We start from the raw sequence: 19993 nt of genomic DNA, 5'->3' as shown, positions 1-19993 counted from the left end.
CGTTCTCCGGCCTACGAAGATCTTCGGTCCGGAAATGGCGCCGGGGCGGGCGCCGGGCGCGTCAGCAGCGCCACCGGGTCGTCGCCGACCCGGGTCAGCACCAGCGTCACCTCTGCGCCGCCGCCGTGCCCCGCGCCCCGGCGGCCGAAGCCGAGATCGCGGCGCAGCCGGTCCACGTCGACCGCCGAGCCGCGCTTCTTGACGGTGAGCGCCCCGGTGCCGCGCCGCCGCAGCTCGGCCCGCAGCCGCTTCACCGAGAACGGCAGCACGTCCTCGATCTCGTACGCGGCGGCGAACGGCGTCGGCTCCAGCGCGTCCCCGGTGACGTACGCGATCCGCGGGTCCGCCAGCCGGCCGCCGACCCGGTCCGCCACCTCGGCCACCAGGTGCGCGCGGATCACCGCGCCGTCCGGCTCGTACAGGAACCGGCCCCAGTCCCCGACGGGAGGCTCGCCGAGCCCGGGCTCGGGGGCCAGCGAGACGATCTCGCCCTCGCCGCGGATCAGGGTGGCCCGCCGCGGCACGGCGCCGGCGAGGCCGCCGAGCCACAGCGCGGCCTCCTTGACGTCCCCGCCCACCGAGATCCACTCGGCCTCCACCCGGTCGCCCGGCTCCGCCCGCCCCGCCGGCCAGATCGCCTCGTACGGGATCCCGGGCGCGACCTTCACGCAGGCGGCCGGGGCGCGCCGCGCCAGCTCCAGGACGGTGTCCAGCGGCGGCTCGTACGAGCGCGGGTCGAAGACGCGGCCGCGGGCGCCGCGCCGCCCCGGGTCGGCGAAGACGGCCGCGTACCCGGCGGGGTCCTCCAGCGCCGCGTCGCCCTCCCGCACGGTGACCGGCCCGTCCACCCCGAAGGCGGCGGCGTTGGCCCGCGCGACCTCGGCGGTCAGCGGGTCCAGCTCGACCGCCTCCCCGCCGATCCCGGCGCGCGCCCGGGCGAGCAGGTCGGCGCCGATCCCGCAGCCGAGTTCGAGGACGCGGTCACGGGGTAGCGACAGGTGGGCGGCGAAGCGGCGGGCACGGTACGCGGCGACGCCCGCCCGCGTGGACTGCTCCAGCCCGGCCTGCGTGAAGTACATCCGGGCGGCGTCCGGGCCGAACTTGGGCCTGGCCCGCTCGCGCAGCCGCACCTGGGTGAGCGCCGCCGAGACGAGTTCGGCGGGGTGGCGCTCGCGCAGCTTGGAGGCGGTGGCGAGCAGGCCGCTCTCGGACACGTCCGAGCCGGTGGCCGCGGCCAGCACGACCTGGCCTTCGGGCGCGAGCAGACCGCGGAACGCCTGGATGTCCATAGGGTGGACGTTAGCGCCGGACAAAGGCCCGCCCGGGGGCGCCGTGTCCGTGTTGACGGGCCACCGGTCACGGAATAGTCTCCATGACTGGCACTCTCAGTGTGAGAGTGCCAACCACAGCGACAAGGTTCGGTCTGGCACCCGCGACGACAGGCCGGTCCGGGGTCGCCTCTTCTGCCACCAGTGCCGGCCGGTCTCCCATGGCCGGCCGAGGACCAATCGAAGGGGAGGTCAGATCGTGACGACCGCCACCAAGGTTGCTCTCAAGCCGCTCGAGGACCGCATCGTCGTCCAGCCGCTTGAGGCCGAGACCACCACCGCGTCGGGCCTGGTCATTCCCGACACCGCCAAGGAGAAGCCCCAGGAGGGCACCGTCCTGGCGGTGGGCCCGGGCCGCGTCGACGACAAGGGCGCGCGCGTGCCGCTCGACGTCAGCGTCGGCGACGTGGTGCTTTACAGCAAGTACGGCGGCACCGAGGTCAAGTACAACAACGAGGAGTACCTCGTCCTCTCGGCCCGCGACGTCCTCGCGGTCATCGAGAAGTAACTCACCGATCTCTCACGAGACGTGACGCTCCGCCCCGGACCCGCCCGAATTCAGGGGCGGCCGGGGCGGTCTGCGTCACGGATCGCCGTACAGGACTGGAGTTTTTCCCATGGCGAAGATCCTGGAGTTCGACGAGAACGCTCGCCGGGCTCTCGAGCGCGGCGTGAACCACCTCGCCGACGCCGTCAAGGTGACGATCGGCCCGCGCGGCCGCAACGTCGTCATCGACAAGAAGTTCGGCGCGCCGACGATCACCAACGACGGCGTCACCATCGCCCGCGAGGTGGAGCTGGAGGACCCGTACGAGAACCTCGGGGCCCAGCTCGCCAAGGAAGTGGCGACCAAGACCAACGACATCGCGGGTGACGGCACCACCACCGCGACCGTGCTGGCGCAGGCGCTGGTCCGCGAGGGCCTGCGCAACGTGGCCGCCGGCGCCTCGCCGCTGGGCCTCAAGCGGGGCATCGACGCGGCCGCGCAGTACGTCTCCGACCAGCTGCTGAAGTCGGCCCGCGAGGTCGACGAGAAGGGCGAGATCGCGCACGTCGCGACGATCTCCGCCCAGGACGCCCAGATCGGCGACCTGATCGCCGAGGCGTTCGACAAGGTCGGCAAGGACGGCGTCATCACCGTCGAGGAGGCGCACACCTTCGGCCTGGAGCTGGAGTTCACCGAGGGCCTCCAGTTCGACAAGGGCTACCTGTCGCCGCACATGGTCACCGACCCCGAGCGCATGGAGGCCGTCCTGGAGGACGCCTACGTGCTGATCGTGGACGGCAAGATCTCCAACGTGCAGGAGTTCCTGCCGCTGGCCGAGAAGGTCGCCCAGACCAAGAAGCCGCTGCTCGTGGTGGCCGAGGACGTCGAGGGCGAGGCGCTGGCGCTGCTGGTGGCCAACAAGATCCGCGGCACTTTCACCTCGGTCGCGGTCAAGGCCCCGGGCTTCGGCGACCGCCGCAAGGCGATGCTGGGCGACATGGCCACCCTGACCGGCGGCCAGGTCGTCAGCGAGGCCATCGGCCTCAAGCTCGACAGCATCGGCCTGGACGACCTGGGCCGCGCCCGCCGGATCACCGTCACCAAGGACGCCACCACCATCGTCGACGGTGAGGGCGAGCAGTCCGAGATCGAGGCCCGGGTCAACCAGATCAAGGTCGAGATCGAGAACAGCGACTCCGACTGGGACCGCGAGAAGCTGCAGGAGCGGCTGGCCAAGCTGGCCGGCGGCGTCTGCGTGCTGCGCGTCGGCGCGGCCACCGAGGTCGAGCTGAAGGAGAAGAAGCACCGCCTGGAGGACGCCATCTCGGCGACCCGCGCGGCCATCGAGGAGGGCATCGTCTCCGGCGGCGGCAGCGCGCTGGTGCACGTGGGCAAGGAGGGCTTCGACGCCCTCGGCCTGTCCGGCGACGAGGCCACCGGTGCCGAGGCGGTCCGCCGCGCGCTGGTCGAGCCGCTCCGCTGGATCTCCGAGAACGCCGGCCAGGAGGGCTACGTCGTCGTCTCCAAGGTGCAGGAGCTGAAGGCCGGCCACGGCTACAACGCGGCCACCGGCGAGTACGGCGACCTGATCGCGCAGGGCGTCATCGACCCGGTGAAGGTCACCCGCTCCGCCGTCACCAACGCCGCGTCCATCGCGGGCATGCTGCTCTCCACCGAGGCTCTCGTCGTCGAGAAGCCGGAGGAGGAAGAGGAGTCCGCCGGCGGCGGCCACGGCCACGGTCACGGCCACGGGCACTGACGGGTACCTCGCGTACCTCGCGTCGCGGCCGGGTCCGGCCGTGACACCGGAGGGAGATTCTTGCCTTACGGGCGAGAATCTCCCTCTTTGTCATTCAATGTCTCTGATGTCGGTAAGCAAGGTCACGCTCCAGATTCGCCCGGACACGCCCGGTGCCTCTGGAAGCCCTGTCCCCGCACTGTGACCATTCCGTTGTCGACGACAGTGGAGACAGGCCCCGGCCCGCTGGGCATCATGCTGAACGTGACCGAGGGATGCTTCGCCGGGACCACGACCGCGCGCGCCGGAGAGCCCTCGGAGGGGGCGACCCCTCCTCGACCACCCCGCGATGCCGGCCGCGGGGGCCGGGCGCCGCGCATGGCGAGAGCCGACGAAGGGGACCTCAAGGAACTCACCTCCCTGGCCGTCCAGGGCGATCCCGGCGCCATCGAGGTGCTGATCGCGCACGTCCGCCCGATGGTCGTCCGCTACTGCCGGGCCCGGCTCGGCCGGGTGTCCGGGCAGTACCACATCGCCGACGACGTGGCCCAGGAGGTCTGCATCGCGGTGCTGTCGGCGCTGCCCCGCTACCGCGACATGGGACGCCCGTTCGCCTCGTTCGTCTTCGGCATCGCCGCGCACAAGATCGCCGACGCGCTGCGCAGCGCGGTCCGGGCGGCCGTGCCGACCGAGGACCTGCCCGACGGCCCCGACGACCGGCCCGGGCCGGAGGAGACCGTGGTGCGGCACATCGAGGCGCAGCGCGCCCGCGACCTGCTCACCCGGCTCCCCGAGAACCAGCAGGAGCTCGTCCTGCTCCGGGTCGTGGCGGGCCTGTCCGCCGAGGAGACCGGTAATGTGCTCGGCATGACCGCCGGAGCGGTACGGGTCGCGCAGCACCGCGCCCTGGCCCGGCTCCGCACGATGGCCCGAGAGGAGTCGATCGCTTGACGGAACGGAGCCAGGGCGCCCCGGATCCGGCCGAGCTCTCGACCCCGGGGCGGCCGTCCCCGAGCACGCCGGCCACGGGTTCCGTGGTGGCCTTCCCGGCCCTGGCGGGCGACCTGGGCGGCGTGCGCCGTACCGACGCGCTCATCGACGCCCTCGCCGCCCGCGGCCCGGTGGGCTCCGACGACCCCGCCGCGCGGCTGCTGCGGGCGCTGATCAGGGATGTCGACGAGCTGGCCCCCGTCCGCCACGCCCACGCCCCGGCCCCGGCACCGGCCCCTGAGGAGGCGCCGGAGCCCGCGCCGGGCGACCCGGGCGACGGCGACCGGCCCGTACCGCCCGCGGGCCCGCGCCGCCGCGGCTCCCGGACGATCGTCGCGCTCGGCGTGGCCGGCGCCGTGCTGGCCACCGGCGGCGTCGCCGCGGCGGGCGGCGGCACGGGCGGCCCGCCCGCCTCCCAGCGGGCCATGGGCCCGTCCGAGCAGAAGATCCCGCGCGCGCCCGAGCCCGTGGAGTCCGTCACGACGCTGCTGCCGCGCGCCGCACCGCCGGCACGGCCCGTACCGGCCGCCGAGCCCGCCGCACGCCCCCGCCCGCGCGCGGCCGAGGACGGGCCGGACCGGGAGGCCAGGCGCACCCCGGAACAGGTGAAGGAGCGGATCGCCCAGATCGCCGAGCACGGCACGCGCCCGCGCCGTCCCGGAACGGGCCCCGGGCAGGGGCGGGACGCCGAAGGCTGGTGGGCGCGTCCGCGTCCCGCCGGGTACGGCGCGGGCCATGCCCGCGTTCCGCGCGGCCTGGACGGCGTCCGGGAGCGGGTCCAGCGGCGCCTGAAGCCGCCGTACCGCGACCTCGGCGACCGCTTCTGAACGGGGCACCGGGGCACGGGTCACCGGGGCGGGAACGGGCCCGCCCGGCCGTCAGGAGTCCTCGCGGCCCTCTTCGCTGTCGATCACGCCGTCGACATAGCCGCGCGCGTACTCCCAGCTGACGTAGTCGACGGGGTCCGGCGCCAGCGCCGGCTCGTGCACCCGGGGCAGGCCCTGGTCGAGCAGGTGCCGCAGGTTGCCGTGCAGCAGGTCCCAGTCGATGTAGTGGACCTTGCCGCAGTCGCCGCAGTCCACGGTCAGCCCGCGCACGCCCAGCGGCTCCAGCAGCGCCCGGAACACCTCGAGGTCGGCGAGATCGGCGAGCACGTCCTCCCGCTCGGTCACGCTGAGGGGCGCGACGTCCTCGCCCGGGTCGCCGAGCGAGGCGGCCGGGTCCTCCGGGTCGCCGGCGAACGGGTCCAGCGGAGCATCGTCGTGCACACCCCCACGCTACTGCTCCGGGCCGGTCCCGGTGCACCCCCCGGGCCGCATCCGCCCCGGAACGGCCAGGTCCGGCGACCCCCGTGGCCGGGCGTGCCGGGCGTTCCGGACCCGCGCGGGAATGCCGCCCGCGGCCTGGACGTTCCCACATGTCACGACGCCACGGGTGTCACGAAGACCACTAGGCCGCGAGCGGCAAGTGCCGCTCCCGCCGCCGGGCCAGGTCCTACCATGGAGCAAGGCCGCCGTGACCTGGCCGTACACCCAGACGCCCAAGGGGAAGGTAGTCATGAATCCCGCCGCCGAGCCCGCCGTCATCCCGACGGGCCTGACCTTCGACGACGTTCTCCTGCTTCCGGGCTATTCCGATCTGCAGCCGGGGGAGGCCGACACCACGACCCGGCTGACCCGGTCGGTCGAGCTGCGGATCCCGCTGGTGTCGGCGGCCATGGACACCGTCACCGAGTCCCGCACGGCCGTCGCGATGGCCCGCCAGGGCGGCATCGGCGTCCTCCACCGCAACATGCCGGTCGAGGAGCAGGCCGCCGAGGCCGACCGGGTCAAGCGCTCCGAGGCCGGGATGATCACCAATCCGGTGACCTGCCTCCCGGACGCGACGCTGGCCGACGTCGAGGAGCTGTGCTCCCGCTACCGCATCTCGGGCGTTCCGGTCACCGACGTGCGCGGTGTGCTCGTGGGCATCGTCACCAACCGCGACATGCGGTTCGAGACCGACCTGGCCCGCCCGGTGCGCGAGGTCATGACCCCGATGCCGCTGATCACCGCCCCGGTGGACGTGTCCCGCGAGGACGCGTTCGCGCTGCTGGCCGGCAACAAGATCGAGAAGCTGCCGCTGGTGGACGCCGAGGGCCGGCTGCGCGGCCTGATCACGGTCAAGGACTTCACCAAGAGCGAGCAGTACCCCGACTCCACCAAGGACGCCGACGGCCGGCTGCTGGTCGCCGCCGCCGTGGGCGTGGGCGAGGACGCGATCCGCCGGGCCCAGTCGCTGATCGACGCGGGCACCGACGTGATCATCGTCGACACCGCGCACGGCCACTCCAAGGGCGTCGCCGACACGATCGCCGCGATCAAGGCGAACTCCAGCGTCCAGGTCGTCGGCGGCAACGTCGCCACCTACGCGGGCGCGAAGGCGCTGGCCGAGGCCGGCGCGGACGCCGTCAAGGTCGGCGTGGGCCCCGGCTCCATCTGCACCACCCGCGTGGTCGCGGGCGTCGGCGTCCCGCAGATCACCGCGATCTCCGAGGCCGCCCGCGCCGCCCGCGAGGCCGGCATCCCGGTCATCGGCGACGGCGGCCTCCAGTACTCCGGCGACATCGCCAAGGCCATCGTGGCCGGCGCCGACACCGTCATGCTGGGCAGCCTGCTGGCCGGGATCGAGGAGTCGCCCGGCGAGCTGATCTTCGTGCACGGCAAGCAGTACAAGTCGTACCGCGGCATGGGCTCGCTCGGCGCGATGCGCAACCGCGAGCGCGGGGGCTCGTTCTCCAAGGACCGCTACGCCCAGGCGGACGTGTCGTCGGAGGAGAAGCTGATCCCCGAGGGCGTCGAGGGCCAGGTCCCCTACCGGGGCCCGCTCGCCAACGTCGCCCACCAGCTCGTCGGCGGCCTGCACCAGTCGATGTGGTACGCGGGCACCCGCACGATCCCCGAGCTCCAGGAGCGCGGTCAGCTGATGCGCATCACGTCCGCGGGCCTCAAGGAGAGCCACCCCCACGACATCCAGATGACGGTCGAGGCCCCCAACTACCAGGGGCGCTAGACCCGCACCGGGCTGGGTAAACTCGCCGGGGCTCCGTTCGCTCCGTTCTCCGCCGTGGGCGGGCAGGAAGTCCGCACGTTCACGATGGAAAGAGAGACTGGCAGTGGCTGCTGAGGTTGAGATCGGCCGGGGCAAGAGCGGGCGCCGGGCCTATGCCTTCGACGAGATCGGCATCGTCCCGTCGCGGCGGACGCGCGACCCCGAGGAGGTCAGCGTCGCCTGGCAGATCGACGCCTACCGGTTCGAGATGCCGCTGCTGGTCGCGCCGATGGACAGCGTGGTCAGCCCGGACATCGCGATCCAGATCGGCCGGCTGGGCGGGCTCGCGGTGCTGGACCTCGAAGGGCTGTGGACGCGGTACGAGCAGCCCGAGTCGCTGCTGGCCGAGATCGCCTCGCTGGACGACGCGGCGGCCACCCACCGGCTCCAGGAGATCTACCAGGAGCCGATCAAGGAGGAGCTGATCGGCCGCCGGATCGCCGAGATCCGGGAGGCCGGGGTGACGGTCGCGGCGCGGCTGTCACCGCAGCGCACGGCGCAGTTCCACAAGGCCGTGATCGACGCCGGGGTGGACCTGTTCGTGATCCGCGGCACCACCGTGTCGGCCGAGCACGTGTCCGGCCGGGCCGAGCCGCTCAACCTGAAGCAGTTCATCTACGACCTGGACGTCCCGGTGATCGTGGGCGGCTGCTCCACGTACACGGCGGCGCTGCACCTGATGCGCACCGGCGCGGCCGGGGTGCTGGTCGGGTTCGGCGGCGGGTCGGGGCACACGACCCGCACCGTGCTGGGCGTGGCGGTGCCGATGGCGACCGCCGTCGCGGACGTGGCGGCGGCCCGGCGCGACTACCTGGACGAGTCCGGCGGCCGGTACGTGCACGTGATCGCCGACGGCGGGATGACCAACAGCGGCGACATCGCCAAGGCGTTCGCCTGCGGCAGCGACGCGGTCATGGTCGGCTCGCCGTTCGCGCGGTCCACCGAGGCGCCGGGGCGCGGGTTCCACTGGGGCAGCGAGGCGCACCACGGCGACGTGCCCCGCGGCACCCGGATCGACCTGGGCACGATCGGCAGCATGGAGCAGATCCTGTACGGCCCGTCGCACGTGGCCGACGGCTCGATGAACCTCATCGGCGCGCTGCGCCGGGCGATGGCCACCTCGGGGTACACCGAGCTGAAGGAGTTCCAGCGGGTCCAGGTCGTGGTGGCCCCGCCCGCCTGACGGCCGGGCCGCCCGGTCCCGCCGCGGCGGGATGTGGGGCGTCTCACCACCCCGAGACCGCGCTCTCGGCCGAAACGGTGAATCCCGGGGTGGACGCGTCCTTACTGTGGGGTAGGTAGCTCTTCGGACAGCCGACCGCACAGGGGGAATCGCGATGACGGGATCACCGGTGACCGGACTGGGCAGCGCACGCCTGGGACCGGCCGAGCGGGCGGGTTCCCTCGACCGGATGGCGCGCGAGGAGTTCGACGTCGTCGTGGTCGGCGCGGGCATCGTCGGCGCCGGGGCGGCGCTGGACGCGGCCACCCGCGGGCTGTCGGTGGCGGTCGTGGAGGCCCGCGACTTCGCGTCCGGGACGTCCTCGCGCTCCTCCAAGCTCATCCACGGCGGCCTGCGCTACCTGGAGCAGTACAACTTCGACCTGGTGCGCGAGGCGCTGACCGAGCGGGCGCTGCTGCTGCAGATCGCGCCGCACCTCGTCCGGCCGGTGCCGTTCCTGCTCCCCACGACGCACCGGGTGTGGGAGCGCGGCTACCTGGGCGCGGGGGTGGCGCTGTACGACGCGCTCGCGTTCCAGATGGGCAGCTCGCGCGGCGTGCCGCACCACCGGCACCTGACCCGGCGCGGCGCCCTCAGGCTGGCCCCCTCGCTGCGCAAGGACGCGTTCGCGGGGGCCATCCAGTACTGGGACGCGCAGGTCGACGACGCCCGGTACGTGATGACGGTGCTGCGCACGGCCGCCGCGTACGGCGCGAAGATCGCCTCCAGGACGCAGTGCGTGGGTTTCCTGCGTGAGGGCGAGCGGGTGACCGGCGTCAAGATCCGTGACCTGGAGGCGGGGACCACCGCCGAGGTCCGCGCCAAGCAGGTCGTGAACGCCACGGGCGTGTGGACCGACGACATCCAGGAGCTGGTCGGCGGCCGCGGGCAGATCCACGTCCGCTCCTCCAAGGGCATCCACCTGGTCGTCCCCAAGGACCGGATCCACTCCTCGACCGGCATCATCCTCCGCACGGAGAAGTCGGTGCTGTTCGTGATCCCGTGGGGCCGGCACTGGATCATCGGGACCACGGACACGGCCTGGGACCTGGACAAGGCGCACCCGGCGGCGTCCCGCGCCGACATCGACTACGTGCTGGAGCACGTCAACGCGATCCTCAACACGCCGCTCACGCACGACGACGTGGAGGGCGTGTACGCGGGGCTGCGGCCGCTGCTGGTGGGGGAGACCGAGGAGACCTCGCAGCTGTCGCGCGAGCACGTCGTGGCGCATCCCGTTCCGGGGCTGGTGCTGGTCGCGGGCGGCAAGTACACCACGTACCGGGTGATGGCCAAGGACGCGATCGACGCGGTCGCGCACGGCCTGGACGGCAAGGTCGCCGAGTCGTGCACCGACGGCATCGCGCTGGTCGGCGGCGAGGGCTTCCAGGCGATGTGGAACGCCCGCTACCGGCTGGCCGCGGTGTCCAAGCTGCACGTTGCGCGGATCGAGCACCTGCTGCAGCGGTACGGGGTGCTGGTCGACGACCTGCTGGAGCTGATCCGCGAGCAGCCCGACCTGGGCAAGCCGCTGTCCGGCGCCGACGACTACCTGCGCGCCGAGATCGTGTACGCGGCGTCGCACGAGGGCGCGCGGCACCTGAACGACGTGCTGGCCCGCCGGACCCGGATCTCGATCGAGACGTGGGACCGCGGCCTCGGCGTCGTCCAGGAGGCCGCCGACCTGGTCGCCCCGGTGCTGGGCTGGTCGAAGAAGCAGCGCGACCGGGAGATCGAGTACTACCGCAAGCGGATCGAGGCCGAGCGCGCCTCGCAGAGCCAGGAGGGCGACCAGGAGGCGGACGCCCGCCGCCGCGGGGCGCCCGACATCGTCCCGACCGCCACGCCGTGACCCGCGCCCTGCCGGTCCTGTGGCCGGCGCCGTACTGACCGGCGCCGGGACCGCGCCGGCCCGGGGACCGTGGAGCGTCCCCGGGACGGCGGCGGGCGGCGGGCGGTGCGGCCCGTTAGCAAGGTGTCACTCTCAGGTAAGGGCCCGGCCGAGCACCAGCCGCATGCCCTGCGCGTAGAGGTCGGCGGGCGCCCGCTCGGGATCCAGCAGGTGCTGGAGGGCGAGACCGAAGTCCAGCGCCACCGCGAGCGTCGCCCGCTCCTGGGCGCGCAGGCCGTCCACCTCGCGCAGGTTGCGGGCGAGGGTGGTGCGGCGCTCGGCGTACCACTCGGCGACCCGCCAGCCGGCCGTGTAGTCGCGCATCCCGTACAGCCAGAACTCCACCAGCATCAGGGCCAGCAGGCGGGCGTTCTCGCCCCCGAGGCAGCGCGCGTACGCGCGTCCGGCGCGCTCGAACCGCTCCTCCGGCGGGACGGCCGGGTCGCGCAGGTCGGTGTACGCCTCAGGGCCGTTGAGCTGGGCGGTCCAGCGTTCCAGCAGGGCGAGGAGCAGGTCGGTCTTGCCGGAGAAGTTGGAGTAGACGGCGCCCTTGGTCAGCCCGGCCGCCGACGCGATGTCGTCGAGCGACGCCCCGTGGATGCCGTGCTCCGCCCAGAGCCGCTCGGCCGCGCCGAGCAGGGCCGTCCTGGTCTGCTCCCGCCGCTCCCGCCGTACCCCGTTGCTCCTGCCGTGCACCCTCCGGTCGTCGGCCTCGCCGCTGCCGCCCTCGTACGGGTCGGCGCCCTTGCTCTGGGCGTCGATCATGAAGTCACCCTCTCTCGTGCGCGCCCCGCCGGCCGCCCGGGCACGCGGCAGCGAGGGCCCGGGGAAGCCGGCGGTGGCGGCGCTGGTCTCCGTCACAATCCGGAATACACCGGCAGGGCATGGTCAATCCGGCAGTTGCCGAATCTCGGGTGACCCACATCACCGAGAGGCCGGTATTACTGGTGGGTAGTCACGAATGGCCGGGGGGTCATAGTCTGCCCGGTATGGCATCCCCCACGGTCCCCGCCCGAAGCGCGGCGGCGCACAGCCTTCCCCAGGCCCTGATCGAGCGGCTGACCTCCCACATCGTCGCGGGCGGCGGCCAGAGCACCACCATCCCCACCCCGTTCACCGGCGAGGACCTCGCCACCGTCCCGCTGTCGAGCGCCGGCGACGTGCGCCGCGCCCACGAGCGCGCGCGGGAGGCCCAGCGCGCCTGGGCGAAGCTCCCGGTCAGCGAGCGCGTCAAACCGTTCCTGCGGCTCGCCGACGCCCTCGTCGAACGGCGCGCCGAGATCCTCGACATCATCCAGATCGAGACCGGCAAGGCCCGCCGGCACGCGCTGGAGGAGTTCCTCGACGTCGCGCTGTGCTCGCTGTACTACGCGCGCCGCGCGAGCGGGCTGCTGAAGCCGAAGCGGCGCCAGGGCATGATGCCCGGCCTCACCCGCGTCCAGGAACTGCGCCACCCCAAGGGCGTCGTCGCGCTCATCGCGCCCTGGAACTACCCGTTCGCGCTCGGCGCCAGCGACATCGCCCCCGCGCTCATGGCCGGGAACGCGGTGATCCACAAGCCCGACACCCAGACCTGCCTGTCCAGCCTGTGGGTGCTGGACCTGCTGGTCTCGCTCGGCCTGCCGCGCGACCTGTGGCAGATCGTCGTCGGCGACCCCGCCGAGATCGGCGACCCGCTGATCGAGGAGGCCGACTACGTCTCGTTCACCGGGTCCACCCGGGGCGGCAAGGCCATCGCCGCGAAGGTCGCGCCCCGCCTCGTGAGCTACTCCCTGGAGCTCGGCGGCAAGAACCCGATGATCGTCCTGGCGGACGCCGACGTCGAGCGCACCGCCCGCGGCGCCATCCGGGCCTGCTTCACCAACGCCGGGCAGCTGTGCATCTCGATCGAGCGGATGTACGTCCACGAGGCGATCTACGACCGGTTCGTGCCGCGGTTCGCCGAACTCGTCCGGAACATGAAGCTGGGCACCGACCTGGACTTCGCCGTCGAGATGGGCTCGCTGACGTACCCGCGCCAGCTGGAGGCCGTCACCCGGCACGTCGACCAGGCCGTCGAGGCCGGCGCCACCGTCCTCGCCGGCGGCAGGGCCCGCCCCGACCTCGGCCCGCTGTTCTACGAGCCGACCGTCCTCACCGGCGTCACCGGCGACATGGACCTGTGCGCGAACGAGACGTTCGGCCCCGTCGTGGCGATCTACAAGGTGGCCTCCGACGAGGAGGCGATCGAGCGCGCCAACGACACCGACTACGGCCTCAACGCCTCCGTCTGGACGAAGAACGCCGCCCGCGGCCGCCGCGTCGCCGCCCGCATCCAGGCCGGCACGGTCAACGTCAACGACGGCTTCGGTGCCGCGTACGCCTCGTACGACGCCCCGATGGGGGGGATGAAGCAGTCGGGGGTCGGCCGCCGGCACGGAGCGGAGGGCCTGCTGAAGTTCACCGAACCGCAGACGATCGCCAGCCAGCACATCGCGGACCTGGAGCCGCCCGGCTCGCTGTCGTACGAGAAGTTCGCCGACGTCATGGCGTCCGGCATCAGGACCATGAAGCGGCTGCGCATCAAATGACCGATTTCGACGTCCTGGTCGTGGGATCGGGGTTCGGCGGCAGCGTCACCGCGCTGCGGCTGACCGAGAAGGGCTACCGGGTCGGGGTGATCGAGGCGGGCCGCCGCTACGACACCCCCGGCCCCGGAGCCGGGCCCGGCGCCCGCCACCCCGGCCTGCCGAAGACCAACTGGAAGATCTCCCGGTACGTGTGGGCGCCCGCCCTCGGCCTCACCGGCATCCAGCGCATCCACCTGATCCGGGGCGCGAAGTCCAGCCGGGTGATGGTGCTGGCCGGAGCCGGCGTCGGCGGCGGCTCCCTCAACTACGCCAACACGCTGTACGTGCCGCCCGAGCCGTTCTTCAAGGACCGGCAGTGGGCCCACATCACCGACTGGCAGGACGAGCTCGCCCCGTACTACGACCAGGCCCGCCGCATGCTCGGCGTCGTCCAGAACCCCACCACCACCGACGCCGACAAGGCGATCAAGAGGGTGGCCGAGCGGATGGGCAAGGGCGACACCTACGTCCGCACCCCGGTGGGCGTGCACTTCGGCGCGGGGCCGGGCGTCGAGAGCGACGACCCGTACTTCGGCGGCGCCGGCCCCCGCCGCCGCGGCTGCACCGAGTGCGGCGAGTGCATGGTCGGCTGCCGGCACGGCGCCAAGAACATGCTCACCGAGAACTACCTCTACCTGGCCGAACGCGCCGGCGCCCGGATCATGCCGCTGAGCCGGGTGACGGACGTGGCGCCGCGGCCGGAGGGCGGCTACCGGGTCGAGATCGTCCGCACCGGGTCGTTCGGCCGGCACCGCAAGACGCTGACGGCCGACCAGGTCGTCTTCGCCGCCGGGACGTACGGCACGCAGAAGCTCCTCCACAAGCTCCGCAGGACCGGGCGGCTGCCGAACCTGTCGCCCCGCCTCGGCGCGCTCACCCGCACCAACTCCGAGGCGATCCTCGGCGCCGGCCGCCGCAACGGCCGGCCCGGCCCGGACTTCTCCCGCGGCGTCGCGATCACCTCGTCGTTCCACCCGGCGCCCGACACCCACATCGAGCCCGTGCGGTACGGCAAGGGCTCCAACCTGATGGCGATGCTCCAGACCCTGCTCGTGGACGGCGACCGCCCCGGCGAGAAGCACCGGCCGCGCGTCCTGAAGTTCGCCGGCCACATCGCGCGCCGCCCGCAGGACCTCCTCCAGCTCCTCGACATGCGCACCTGGTCGGAACGCACCGTCATCGCCCTCGTCATGCAGAACCGCGACAACTCCATCACCCTGGAGCCGAAGAAGGGCCCCTTCGGCTGGGACGTCCGCGCGACCCGCGGCCACGGCGAGCCCAACCCCACCTGGATCCCCGAAGGCCACGAGGCCGTGCGGCTGCTGGCCGAGGAGACCGGCGGGATGCCCGGCGGCGCCTGGGGCGACCTGTTCGACATCCCGCTCACGGCCCACTTCCTCGGCGGCTGCGTCATCGGCGACTCCCCGGACACGGGTGTCATCGACCCGTACCACCGCGTCCACGGCCACCCCGGCCTGCACATCGTGGACGGCTCGTCGATCTCCGCCAACCTGGGCGTCAACCCCTCGCTCACCATCACCGCCCAGGCCGAGCGGGCGATGGCGTTCTGGCCCAACAAGGGAGGCGAGGACACCCGTCCCGAACCGGGCGCCGCCTACCGGCGGATCCAGGCCGTGCCGCCCAAGCACCCGGCCGTCCCCGCCGACGCGCCGGCCGCCCTCCGCCTCCCCATCGTCGGGACCGGCTGAGGCCGGCCGCCCGCCGTCCGGTGGATCCGGACGGCGGGCGGTACCGTCTCAGGACAATGCCGACACTGGTCCTGTCCCCGCGCTACACCACCGACTCGCGCACGCTCCGCACGGCCGCCGTCGCCGCCGGCTGGGGCGTGGAACGGCTGGGCGGCTGGCGCGTCCCCGACTGGCTGCTCGGCCGCGATGTCGTGCCGTACGGCGAGCCGCTCTTCGTCGAGGTCATCGCCGCCCGGCTCGGGCTGGCGATGCTGGACGCGCCGGCCGGCTGGCTGCCCGCCCTGCCCGCACGCCACCTCGGCCGCCGGATCGAACTCAGCACGCTGGGCGAGGCCCGGACGCTGCCGGGACCGGTCTTCGTCAAGCCGGCCGACGGCCGCAAAGGCTTCGCGGGCGCCGTCTACACGGACGGCGCGGGCCTCCCGCCCGCGGCCGCCCGGCCCGACGACACTCCGGTGCTGGTGGCCGACCCCGTGACGTGGGAGGTCGAGTTCCGGTGCTTCGTCCTGGAGAGCCGGGTCGTCACGCTGTCCCCGTACCTCCGGGGAGGCGAACTCGCCCAGGGCGCGGACGGCCGGTGGCACGCCTCCCCGGAGGAACGGTCGCAAGCGCGCGACTACTCCGCCGAGGTCTTGGCGGAAGTCGACGTGCCCGCCGGAATCGTCATCGACGTGGGCCGGATCGCGGGCCACGGCTGGGCGGTCGTTGAGGCCAACAGCGCTTGGGGCGCGGGCGTGTACGGCTGCGACCCGGCACGCGTCCTGGACGTCCTGGCGCGGGCCCGCGTACCACGCGGCCGCCTCACCGCCGCCGACGCGCCCTGGGCGGCCGAGCCCCTCGAAGTGGACGGCTGAGCGTCAGACCGAGCCGTTGCCCGCGCGGTAGGCGGTCCAGATCTGGTGCATGCGCGTGGACTGGCCCCTCGTGAACTCGTGCATGCACTTGTCGTGGGAGTAGTTCATGTAGTTGTGCACCGGGTCCTTGCCCGGGGTGGGGCAGGTGTCCCGGCCGTCGGGGCAGCCGTTGGCCGGGTCGCGCTCCGCCGGGGTGTCGGCGACGCGGTCGCCCTCGCCGCCGCAGCCGTCCTGGAACGTGTGGTACAGCCCGAGCCAGTGGCCGACCTCGTGCGTGGCGGTGTGGCCCTGGTCGAAGTTGGGGATGGTGCCGCCGGGAAGGCTGCCCGGGTGGACGATCACGCCGTCCATCTTCGGCTCGGCGCGGTACTTCCACGGGAACGTGGACCAGCCCAGCAGGTCCTCGCCCATGTCCGCGCTGTACAGGTTCAGGGTGCGGGCGTCGCCCTTGCGGAGGCGGGGCTTGAACGTCGCCTCGTGGCGCTCGGGATCGCGGTACCAGCCGGCGTTGTCCGTACGCGTCACGCCCTTGAGCGTGAACGTGAAGCCGGTCGCGGCCGCGCGGGCGCCCGAACCGGCGTGCGCCCGGTTCAGGACCTCGATCTGGCGCTGCACCGTGGCACGCGACACGTTGCCGGACGCGCCGTCGTGCAGGACGTGGAAGTAGACCGGGACGTTCACCCGGCCCTCGGCGCGGTACGGCGGGCGCGGCGACGGGTCCCGGGGCGACGGGGCCTGCGGCGCCAGCAGGCCCAGCCGGTCCAGCAGGGCGCGCAGCTCGCGCTCGACACCGGTCGCCTCCGCGGGGGTCAGCTCGTTCCGCTCGCGCACCTGGGAGCCCGGGCGGACGCGGGCCGCCGCCGGCGGGCAGTCCGGCCCCGCGGCGGCGGGCGCCGGGGCCGGCCCGGGAGCGGCGGACGTGGCCGGTACGGCGGGCGCAAGGGCGGCGATCAGCGTGGCGGCGACGAGCGGCTTCACGGCACTCCCGGGAAAGTGGGTGGACACAGAACGTGACTGATTGGTATCAGAACGACACGGCCTCGTGTTCCCCGACAGGCGAAAAGCAGGCGGACCGTTACCGGCCGGATGCAAAATGTGACCGACCGGCGGGCGTGTCTTGCATCACCGCAGGCCGACGGGGTTCCTCTAGCAGGGGCGGGCCGCCCATAGACTGGAGGTTCTCCACCGATTCAGGTCCCGCGAAAGGCGTTCTTGGTGGCCGTAGACCAGTCCTTTGACACCGTCCTCGTCGTCGACTTCGGCGCGCAGTACGCGCAGCTGATCGCGCGGCGGGTGCGCGAGTGCCATGTGTTCAGCGAGATCGTCCCGTCCACCATGCCGGCGGCCGAGATGCTCGCGAAGAAGCCCAAGGCCATCATCCTGTCCGGAGGCCCAGCCTCGGTGTACGAGGAGGGCGCGCCGATCGCCCCGGACGGCCTGTTCGACCTGGGCGTCCCCACGTTCGGCATCTGCTACGGGCACCAGGTGATGGCGCAGGCCCTCGGCGGCACGGTGGAGAACTCCGACGTCGCCGAGTACGGCGGCGCCACGGTGGCCGTGGCGGCGCCGGGGATGCTGTTCGCCGGGCTGCCGGGGGAGCAGGCGGTGTGGATGTCCCACCGCGACTTCGTCAGCCGCGCCCCGGACGGCTTCACCGTGACCGCCAGCACCGAGGTGACCCCGGTGGCCGGCATGGAGGACCGCGACCGCGGCTTCTTCGGCGTCCAGTTCCACCCCGAGGTGCTGCACACCGAGCACGGCATGGAGATCCTGCGCCGGTTCCTGTACGAGGGCGCCGGCTGCCGCCCGAACTGGACCATGGTCAACATCGCCGATGAGTCGATCGAGGCCGTCCGCGCCCAGGTCGGCCACAAGCGGGCGATCTGCGCCCTGTCGGGCGGCGTGGACTCGGCGGTCGCGGGCGCGCTCGTCCAGCGCGCCATCGGCGACCAGCTCACCTGCGTGTTCGTCGACCACGGCCTGCTCCGCAAGGGCGAGGCCGAGCAGGTCGAGAAGGACTTCGTCGCCGCCACCGGCGTCAACCTGCACGTGGTGGACGCGCAGGAGCGGTTCCTGGCGGCGCTGGACGGCGTCACCGACCCCGAGGAGAAGCGCAAGATCATCGGTCGCGAGTTCATCCGGGTCTTCGAGGAGGCCGCCCGCGCCGTCGTCGGCGAGGCCGCCGACGAGCCGGTCGAGTTCCTCGTCCAGGGCACCCTCTACCCGGACGTCGTCGAGTCCGGCGGCGGCACCGGCGCGGCCAACATCAAGTCCCACCACAACGTCGGCGGCCTGCCCGACGACCTCCAGTTCCAGCTGGTGGAGCCGCTGCGCTCGCTGTTCAAGGACGAGGTGCGCGCGCTCGGCGAGCAGCTCGGGCTGCCCGCCGAGATCGTGTGGCGGCAGCCGTTCCCGGGCCCCGGCCTCGGCATCCGGATCATCGGCGCGGTCACCCGCGAGCGGCTGGACATCCTCCGGGACGCCGACGCGATCGCCCGCGAGGAGCTGACCCGGGCCGGGCTGGACCGCGAGATCTGGCAGTTCCCGGTGGTGCTGCTGGCCGACGTCCGCTCCGTCGGCGTGCAGGGCGACGGCCGCACGTACGGCCACCCGGTCGTCCTGCGCCCCGTCACGAGCGAGGACGCGATGACGGCCGACTGGGCCCGCCTGCCCTACGAGGTGCTGCAGCGGATCTCCACCCGGATCACCAACGAGGTCCGCGAGGTCAACCGGGTCGTGGTGGACGTCACCAGCAAGCCGCCCGGCACCATCGAGTGGGAATAGGACGCGCGAAGGCCCGGGTGGACGACTCCACCCGGGCCTTCCGTCACGCTCAGACGCCGGCGGGGGCCAGCGCGGCCTCGGCCTCCAGCGTGGCGGCCGTGGCGTTCACCACGGCGGCGATCCGGAGCGCCTCCTGGATCAGCTCGCGCGACATGCCGCCGTCGCGCAGCACCTTCTCGTGCGACTCCAGGCACCGGCCGCAGCCGTTGACCGCCGAGACGGCCAGGCACCACAGCTCGAAGTCGAGCTTCTCGACGCCCGGCTTGCCGATGACGCTCATCCGCAGCTTCGCGGGGAGGGTGGCGTAGGTGTCGTCGCCGATCAGGTGGGTGGCCCGGTAGTACACGTTGTTCATGGCCATGATGGACGCCGCGGCCTTGGCGGCCTCGAACGCCTCGGCGGACAGGTAGTCGCCCGCCTCCTCGGCCAGCTCCGCGATGACCCGGGCGCTGCCGGTGGCCATGGCGCAGCTCAGGACGGTGCCCCACAGCTGCTGGTCGGACAGCTGGGACGTGCTCGTCACCGAGCCGAGGTTCAGCTTGGTGTCCTTGGCGTAGCCCGGGAGGGCGTTCTTCAGCGCGTCAACGCTCACGTTCTTGTCCCTTCATGCGGAACGGCCGGCCGCGCGTGCGACCGGCCGCCGTCGTGCTTCGTCCCTGGAGCGGAGCTCAGGCGCCGGCGCCGGCCAGCAGCTTGGTGGCGTCCAGGGTGTCCTCGCCCTTGTTCCAGTTGCAGGGGCAGAGCTCGTCGCTCTGCAGGGCGTCCAGGACCCGCAGGACCTCCTTGACGTTCCGGCCGACGGAGCCGGCGGTCACCATGGAGAACTGGATCTCGTTGTTCGGGTCCACGATGAAGGTGGCGCGCTGCGCGACGCCGTCCGCGGTGAGGATGCCCAGGGCCGAGGAGAGCTCCCGGTTCAGGTCCGACAGCATCGGGAACGGGATCTCGCGCAGGTCCGGGTGGTCCTTGCGCCACGCGAAGTGGACGAACTCGTTGTCGACGGAGGCGCCGAGCACCTGCGCGTCGCGGTCGGCGAACTCCTCGTTCAGCCGGCCGAACTCGGCGATCTCCGTCGGGCACACGAACGTGAAGTCCTTGGGCCAGAAGAACACGATCTTCCAGCCCTCGTAGGTCTTGTGGTTGATCGTCTCGAAGGCGTTGTCAGCGTCCAGCGAGACGCACGCGGTCAGCTCGAACTCGGGGAACTGGTCACCGACGGTAAGCAATTACGCTCCTTGGTTCCGTGATTGTGATCCACGTCATCTGGCCTCTGGCCAGGCAGGCTCCGGCG

17 protein-coding genes are annotated in these 19993 nt (G+C 72.9%); 11 read left to right on the top strand and 6 right to left on the bottom strand.

The window, feature by feature from the left end:
- Positions 1-11: 11 nt before the first annotated feature.
- The gene (locus ACA361_RS05475; protein ID WP_375010668.1) at positions 12-1289 is read right to left on the bottom strand and encodes an SAM-dependent methyltransferase; all 1278 of its coding nucleotides are present in this window, start codon (positions 1287-1289) and stop codon (positions 12-14) included.
- 235 nt (positions 1290-1524) lie between these two features.
- Between ACA361_RS05475 and groES the strand changes: the two genes are divergently transcribed.
- The 4 genes from groES (at position 1525) to ACA361_RS05455 (ending at position 5370) form a co-directional block, all read left to right on the top strand.
- Positions 1525-1836, top strand: coding sequence for a co-chaperone GroES (groES, locus tag ACA361_RS05470; RefSeq protein WP_366617655.1), 312 nt, complete (start codon positions 1525-1527; stop codon positions 1834-1836).
- Between the two features lie 109 nt (positions 1837-1945).
- Complete coding sequence (groL, locus tag ACA361_RS05465; protein WP_375010667.1) at positions 1946-3574, top strand: chaperonin GroEL; 1629 nt, start codon at positions 1946-1948, stop codon at positions 3572-3574.
- Positions 3575-3931: 357 nt separating this feature from the next.
- Positions 3932-4504: a sigma-70 family RNA polymerase sigma factor gene (locus ACA361_RS05460; protein WP_366617470.1), complete on the top strand. Its 573-nt coding sequence runs from the start codon at positions 3932-3934 to the stop codon at positions 4502-4504.
- The gene (locus ACA361_RS05455) at positions 4501-5370 is read left to right on the top strand and encodes an anti-sigma-D factor RsdA (RefSeq protein WP_375010666.1); all 870 of its coding nucleotides are present in this window, start codon (positions 4501-4503) and stop codon (positions 5368-5370) included. The genes ACA361_RS05460 and ACA361_RS05455 overlap by 4 nt, the downstream gene beginning before the upstream one ends.
- Before the next feature lie 51 nt (positions 5371-5421).
- Here ACA361_RS05455 and ACA361_RS05450 read toward each other — a convergent pair whose 3' ends face one another.
- The gene (locus ACA361_RS05450; RefSeq protein WP_366617467.1) at positions 5422-5811 is read right to left on the bottom strand and encodes a DUF5319 domain-containing protein; all 390 of its coding nucleotides are present in this window, start codon (positions 5809-5811) and stop codon (positions 5422-5424) included.
- A 289-nt stretch (positions 5812-6100) separates the two neighbouring features.
- Here ACA361_RS05450 and guaB point away from each other — a divergent pair, with 289 nt between their 5' ends.
- The 3 genes from guaB to glpD all read left to right on the top strand — a co-directional run bounded on the left by guaB (position 6101) and on the right by glpD (position 10707).
- Positions 6101-7594, top strand: a complete 1494-nt coding sequence (guaB, locus tag ACA361_RS05445; protein WP_375010665.1) for an IMP dehydrogenase — start codon at positions 6101-6103, stop codon at positions 7592-7594.
- Between the two features lie 103 nt (positions 7595-7697).
- Positions 7698-8816, top strand: a complete 1119-nt coding sequence (locus ACA361_RS05440) for a GuaB3 family IMP dehydrogenase-related protein (protein WP_375010664.1) — start codon at positions 7698-7700, stop codon at positions 8814-8816.
- A 154-nt stretch (positions 8817-8970) separates the two neighbouring features.
- Complete coding sequence (gene glpD / locus ACA361_RS05435; RefSeq protein WP_375010663.1) at positions 8971-10707, top strand: glycerol-3-phosphate dehydrogenase; 1737 nt, start codon at positions 8971-8973, stop codon at positions 10705-10707.
- 132 nt (positions 10708-10839) lie between these two features.
- Here the strand turns inward: glpD and ACA361_RS05430 are convergent, their stop codons facing one another.
- The gene (locus ACA361_RS05430) at positions 10840-11607 is read right to left on the bottom strand and encodes a TetR/AcrR family transcriptional regulator (protein WP_375010662.1); all 768 of its coding nucleotides are present in this window, start codon (positions 11605-11607) and stop codon (positions 10840-10842) included.
- 128 nt (positions 11608-11735) lie between these two features.
- Here ACA361_RS05430 and ACA361_RS05425 point away from each other — a divergent pair, with 128 nt between their 5' ends.
- Genes ACA361_RS05425 through ACA361_RS05415 form a run of 3 tightly spaced genes read left to right on the top strand, consistent with a single transcriptional unit; the run spans position 11736 to position 15918 of the window.
- Positions 11736-13316 carry a succinic semialdehyde dehydrogenase gene (locus ACA361_RS05425; RefSeq protein ID WP_375010661.1) on the top strand — a complete coding sequence of 527 codons (1581 nt, stop codon included), beginning with the start codon at positions 11736-11738 and terminating at the stop codon, positions 13314-13316.
- The gene (locus tag ACA361_RS05420; RefSeq protein ID WP_375010660.1) at positions 13313-15064 is read left to right on the top strand and encodes a GMC oxidoreductase; all 1752 of its coding nucleotides are present in this window, start codon (positions 13313-13315) and stop codon (positions 15062-15064) included. Before ACA361_RS05425 ends, ACA361_RS05420 begins: the two co-directional genes overlap by 4 nt.
- Positions 15065-15120: 56 nt before the next feature.
- Positions 15121-15918: an ATP-grasp domain-containing protein gene (locus ACA361_RS05415; protein WP_375010659.1), complete on the top strand. Its 798-nt coding sequence runs from the start codon at positions 15121-15123 to the stop codon at positions 15916-15918.
- Between the two features lie 3 nt (positions 15919-15921).
- On the opposite strand, the gene ACA361_RS05410 is transcribed toward ACA361_RS05415, so the two are convergent.
- Positions 15922-16896 carry a zinc metalloprotease gene (locus tag ACA361_RS05410; RefSeq protein ID WP_375010658.1) on the bottom strand — a complete coding sequence of 325 codons (975 nt, stop codon included), beginning with the start codon at positions 16894-16896 and terminating at the stop codon, positions 15922-15924.
- Between the two features lie 237 nt (positions 16897-17133).
- Between ACA361_RS05410 and guaA the strand changes: the two genes are divergently transcribed.
- Positions 17134-18702, top strand: a complete 1569-nt coding sequence (gene guaA, locus ACA361_RS05405) for a glutamine-hydrolyzing GMP synthase (protein ID WP_375010657.1) — start codon at positions 17134-17136, stop codon at positions 18700-18702.
- Positions 18703-18751: 49 nt separating this feature from the next.
- On the opposite strand, the gene ACA361_RS05400 is transcribed toward guaA, so the two are convergent.
- Positions 18752-19294: a carboxymuconolactone decarboxylase family protein gene (locus tag ACA361_RS05400; RefSeq protein WP_375010656.1), complete on the bottom strand. Its 543-nt coding sequence runs from the start codon at positions 19292-19294 to the stop codon at positions 18752-18754.
- A gap of 76 nt (positions 19295-19370) precedes the next feature.
- The gene (locus ACA361_RS05395) at positions 19371-19928 is read right to left on the bottom strand and encodes a peroxiredoxin (protein ID WP_375010655.1); all 558 of its coding nucleotides are present in this window, start codon (positions 19926-19928) and stop codon (positions 19371-19373) included.
- Positions 19929-19993 lie beyond the last annotated feature (65 nt).

This window comes from Actinomadura sp. 21ATH (assembly GCF_041951345.1).
Taxonomy (GTDB): domain Bacteria; phylum Actinomycetota; class Actinomycetes; order Streptosporangiales; family Streptosporangiaceae; genus Spirillospora.
This window is presented reverse-complemented; position numbering and strand designations above follow the sequence as displayed.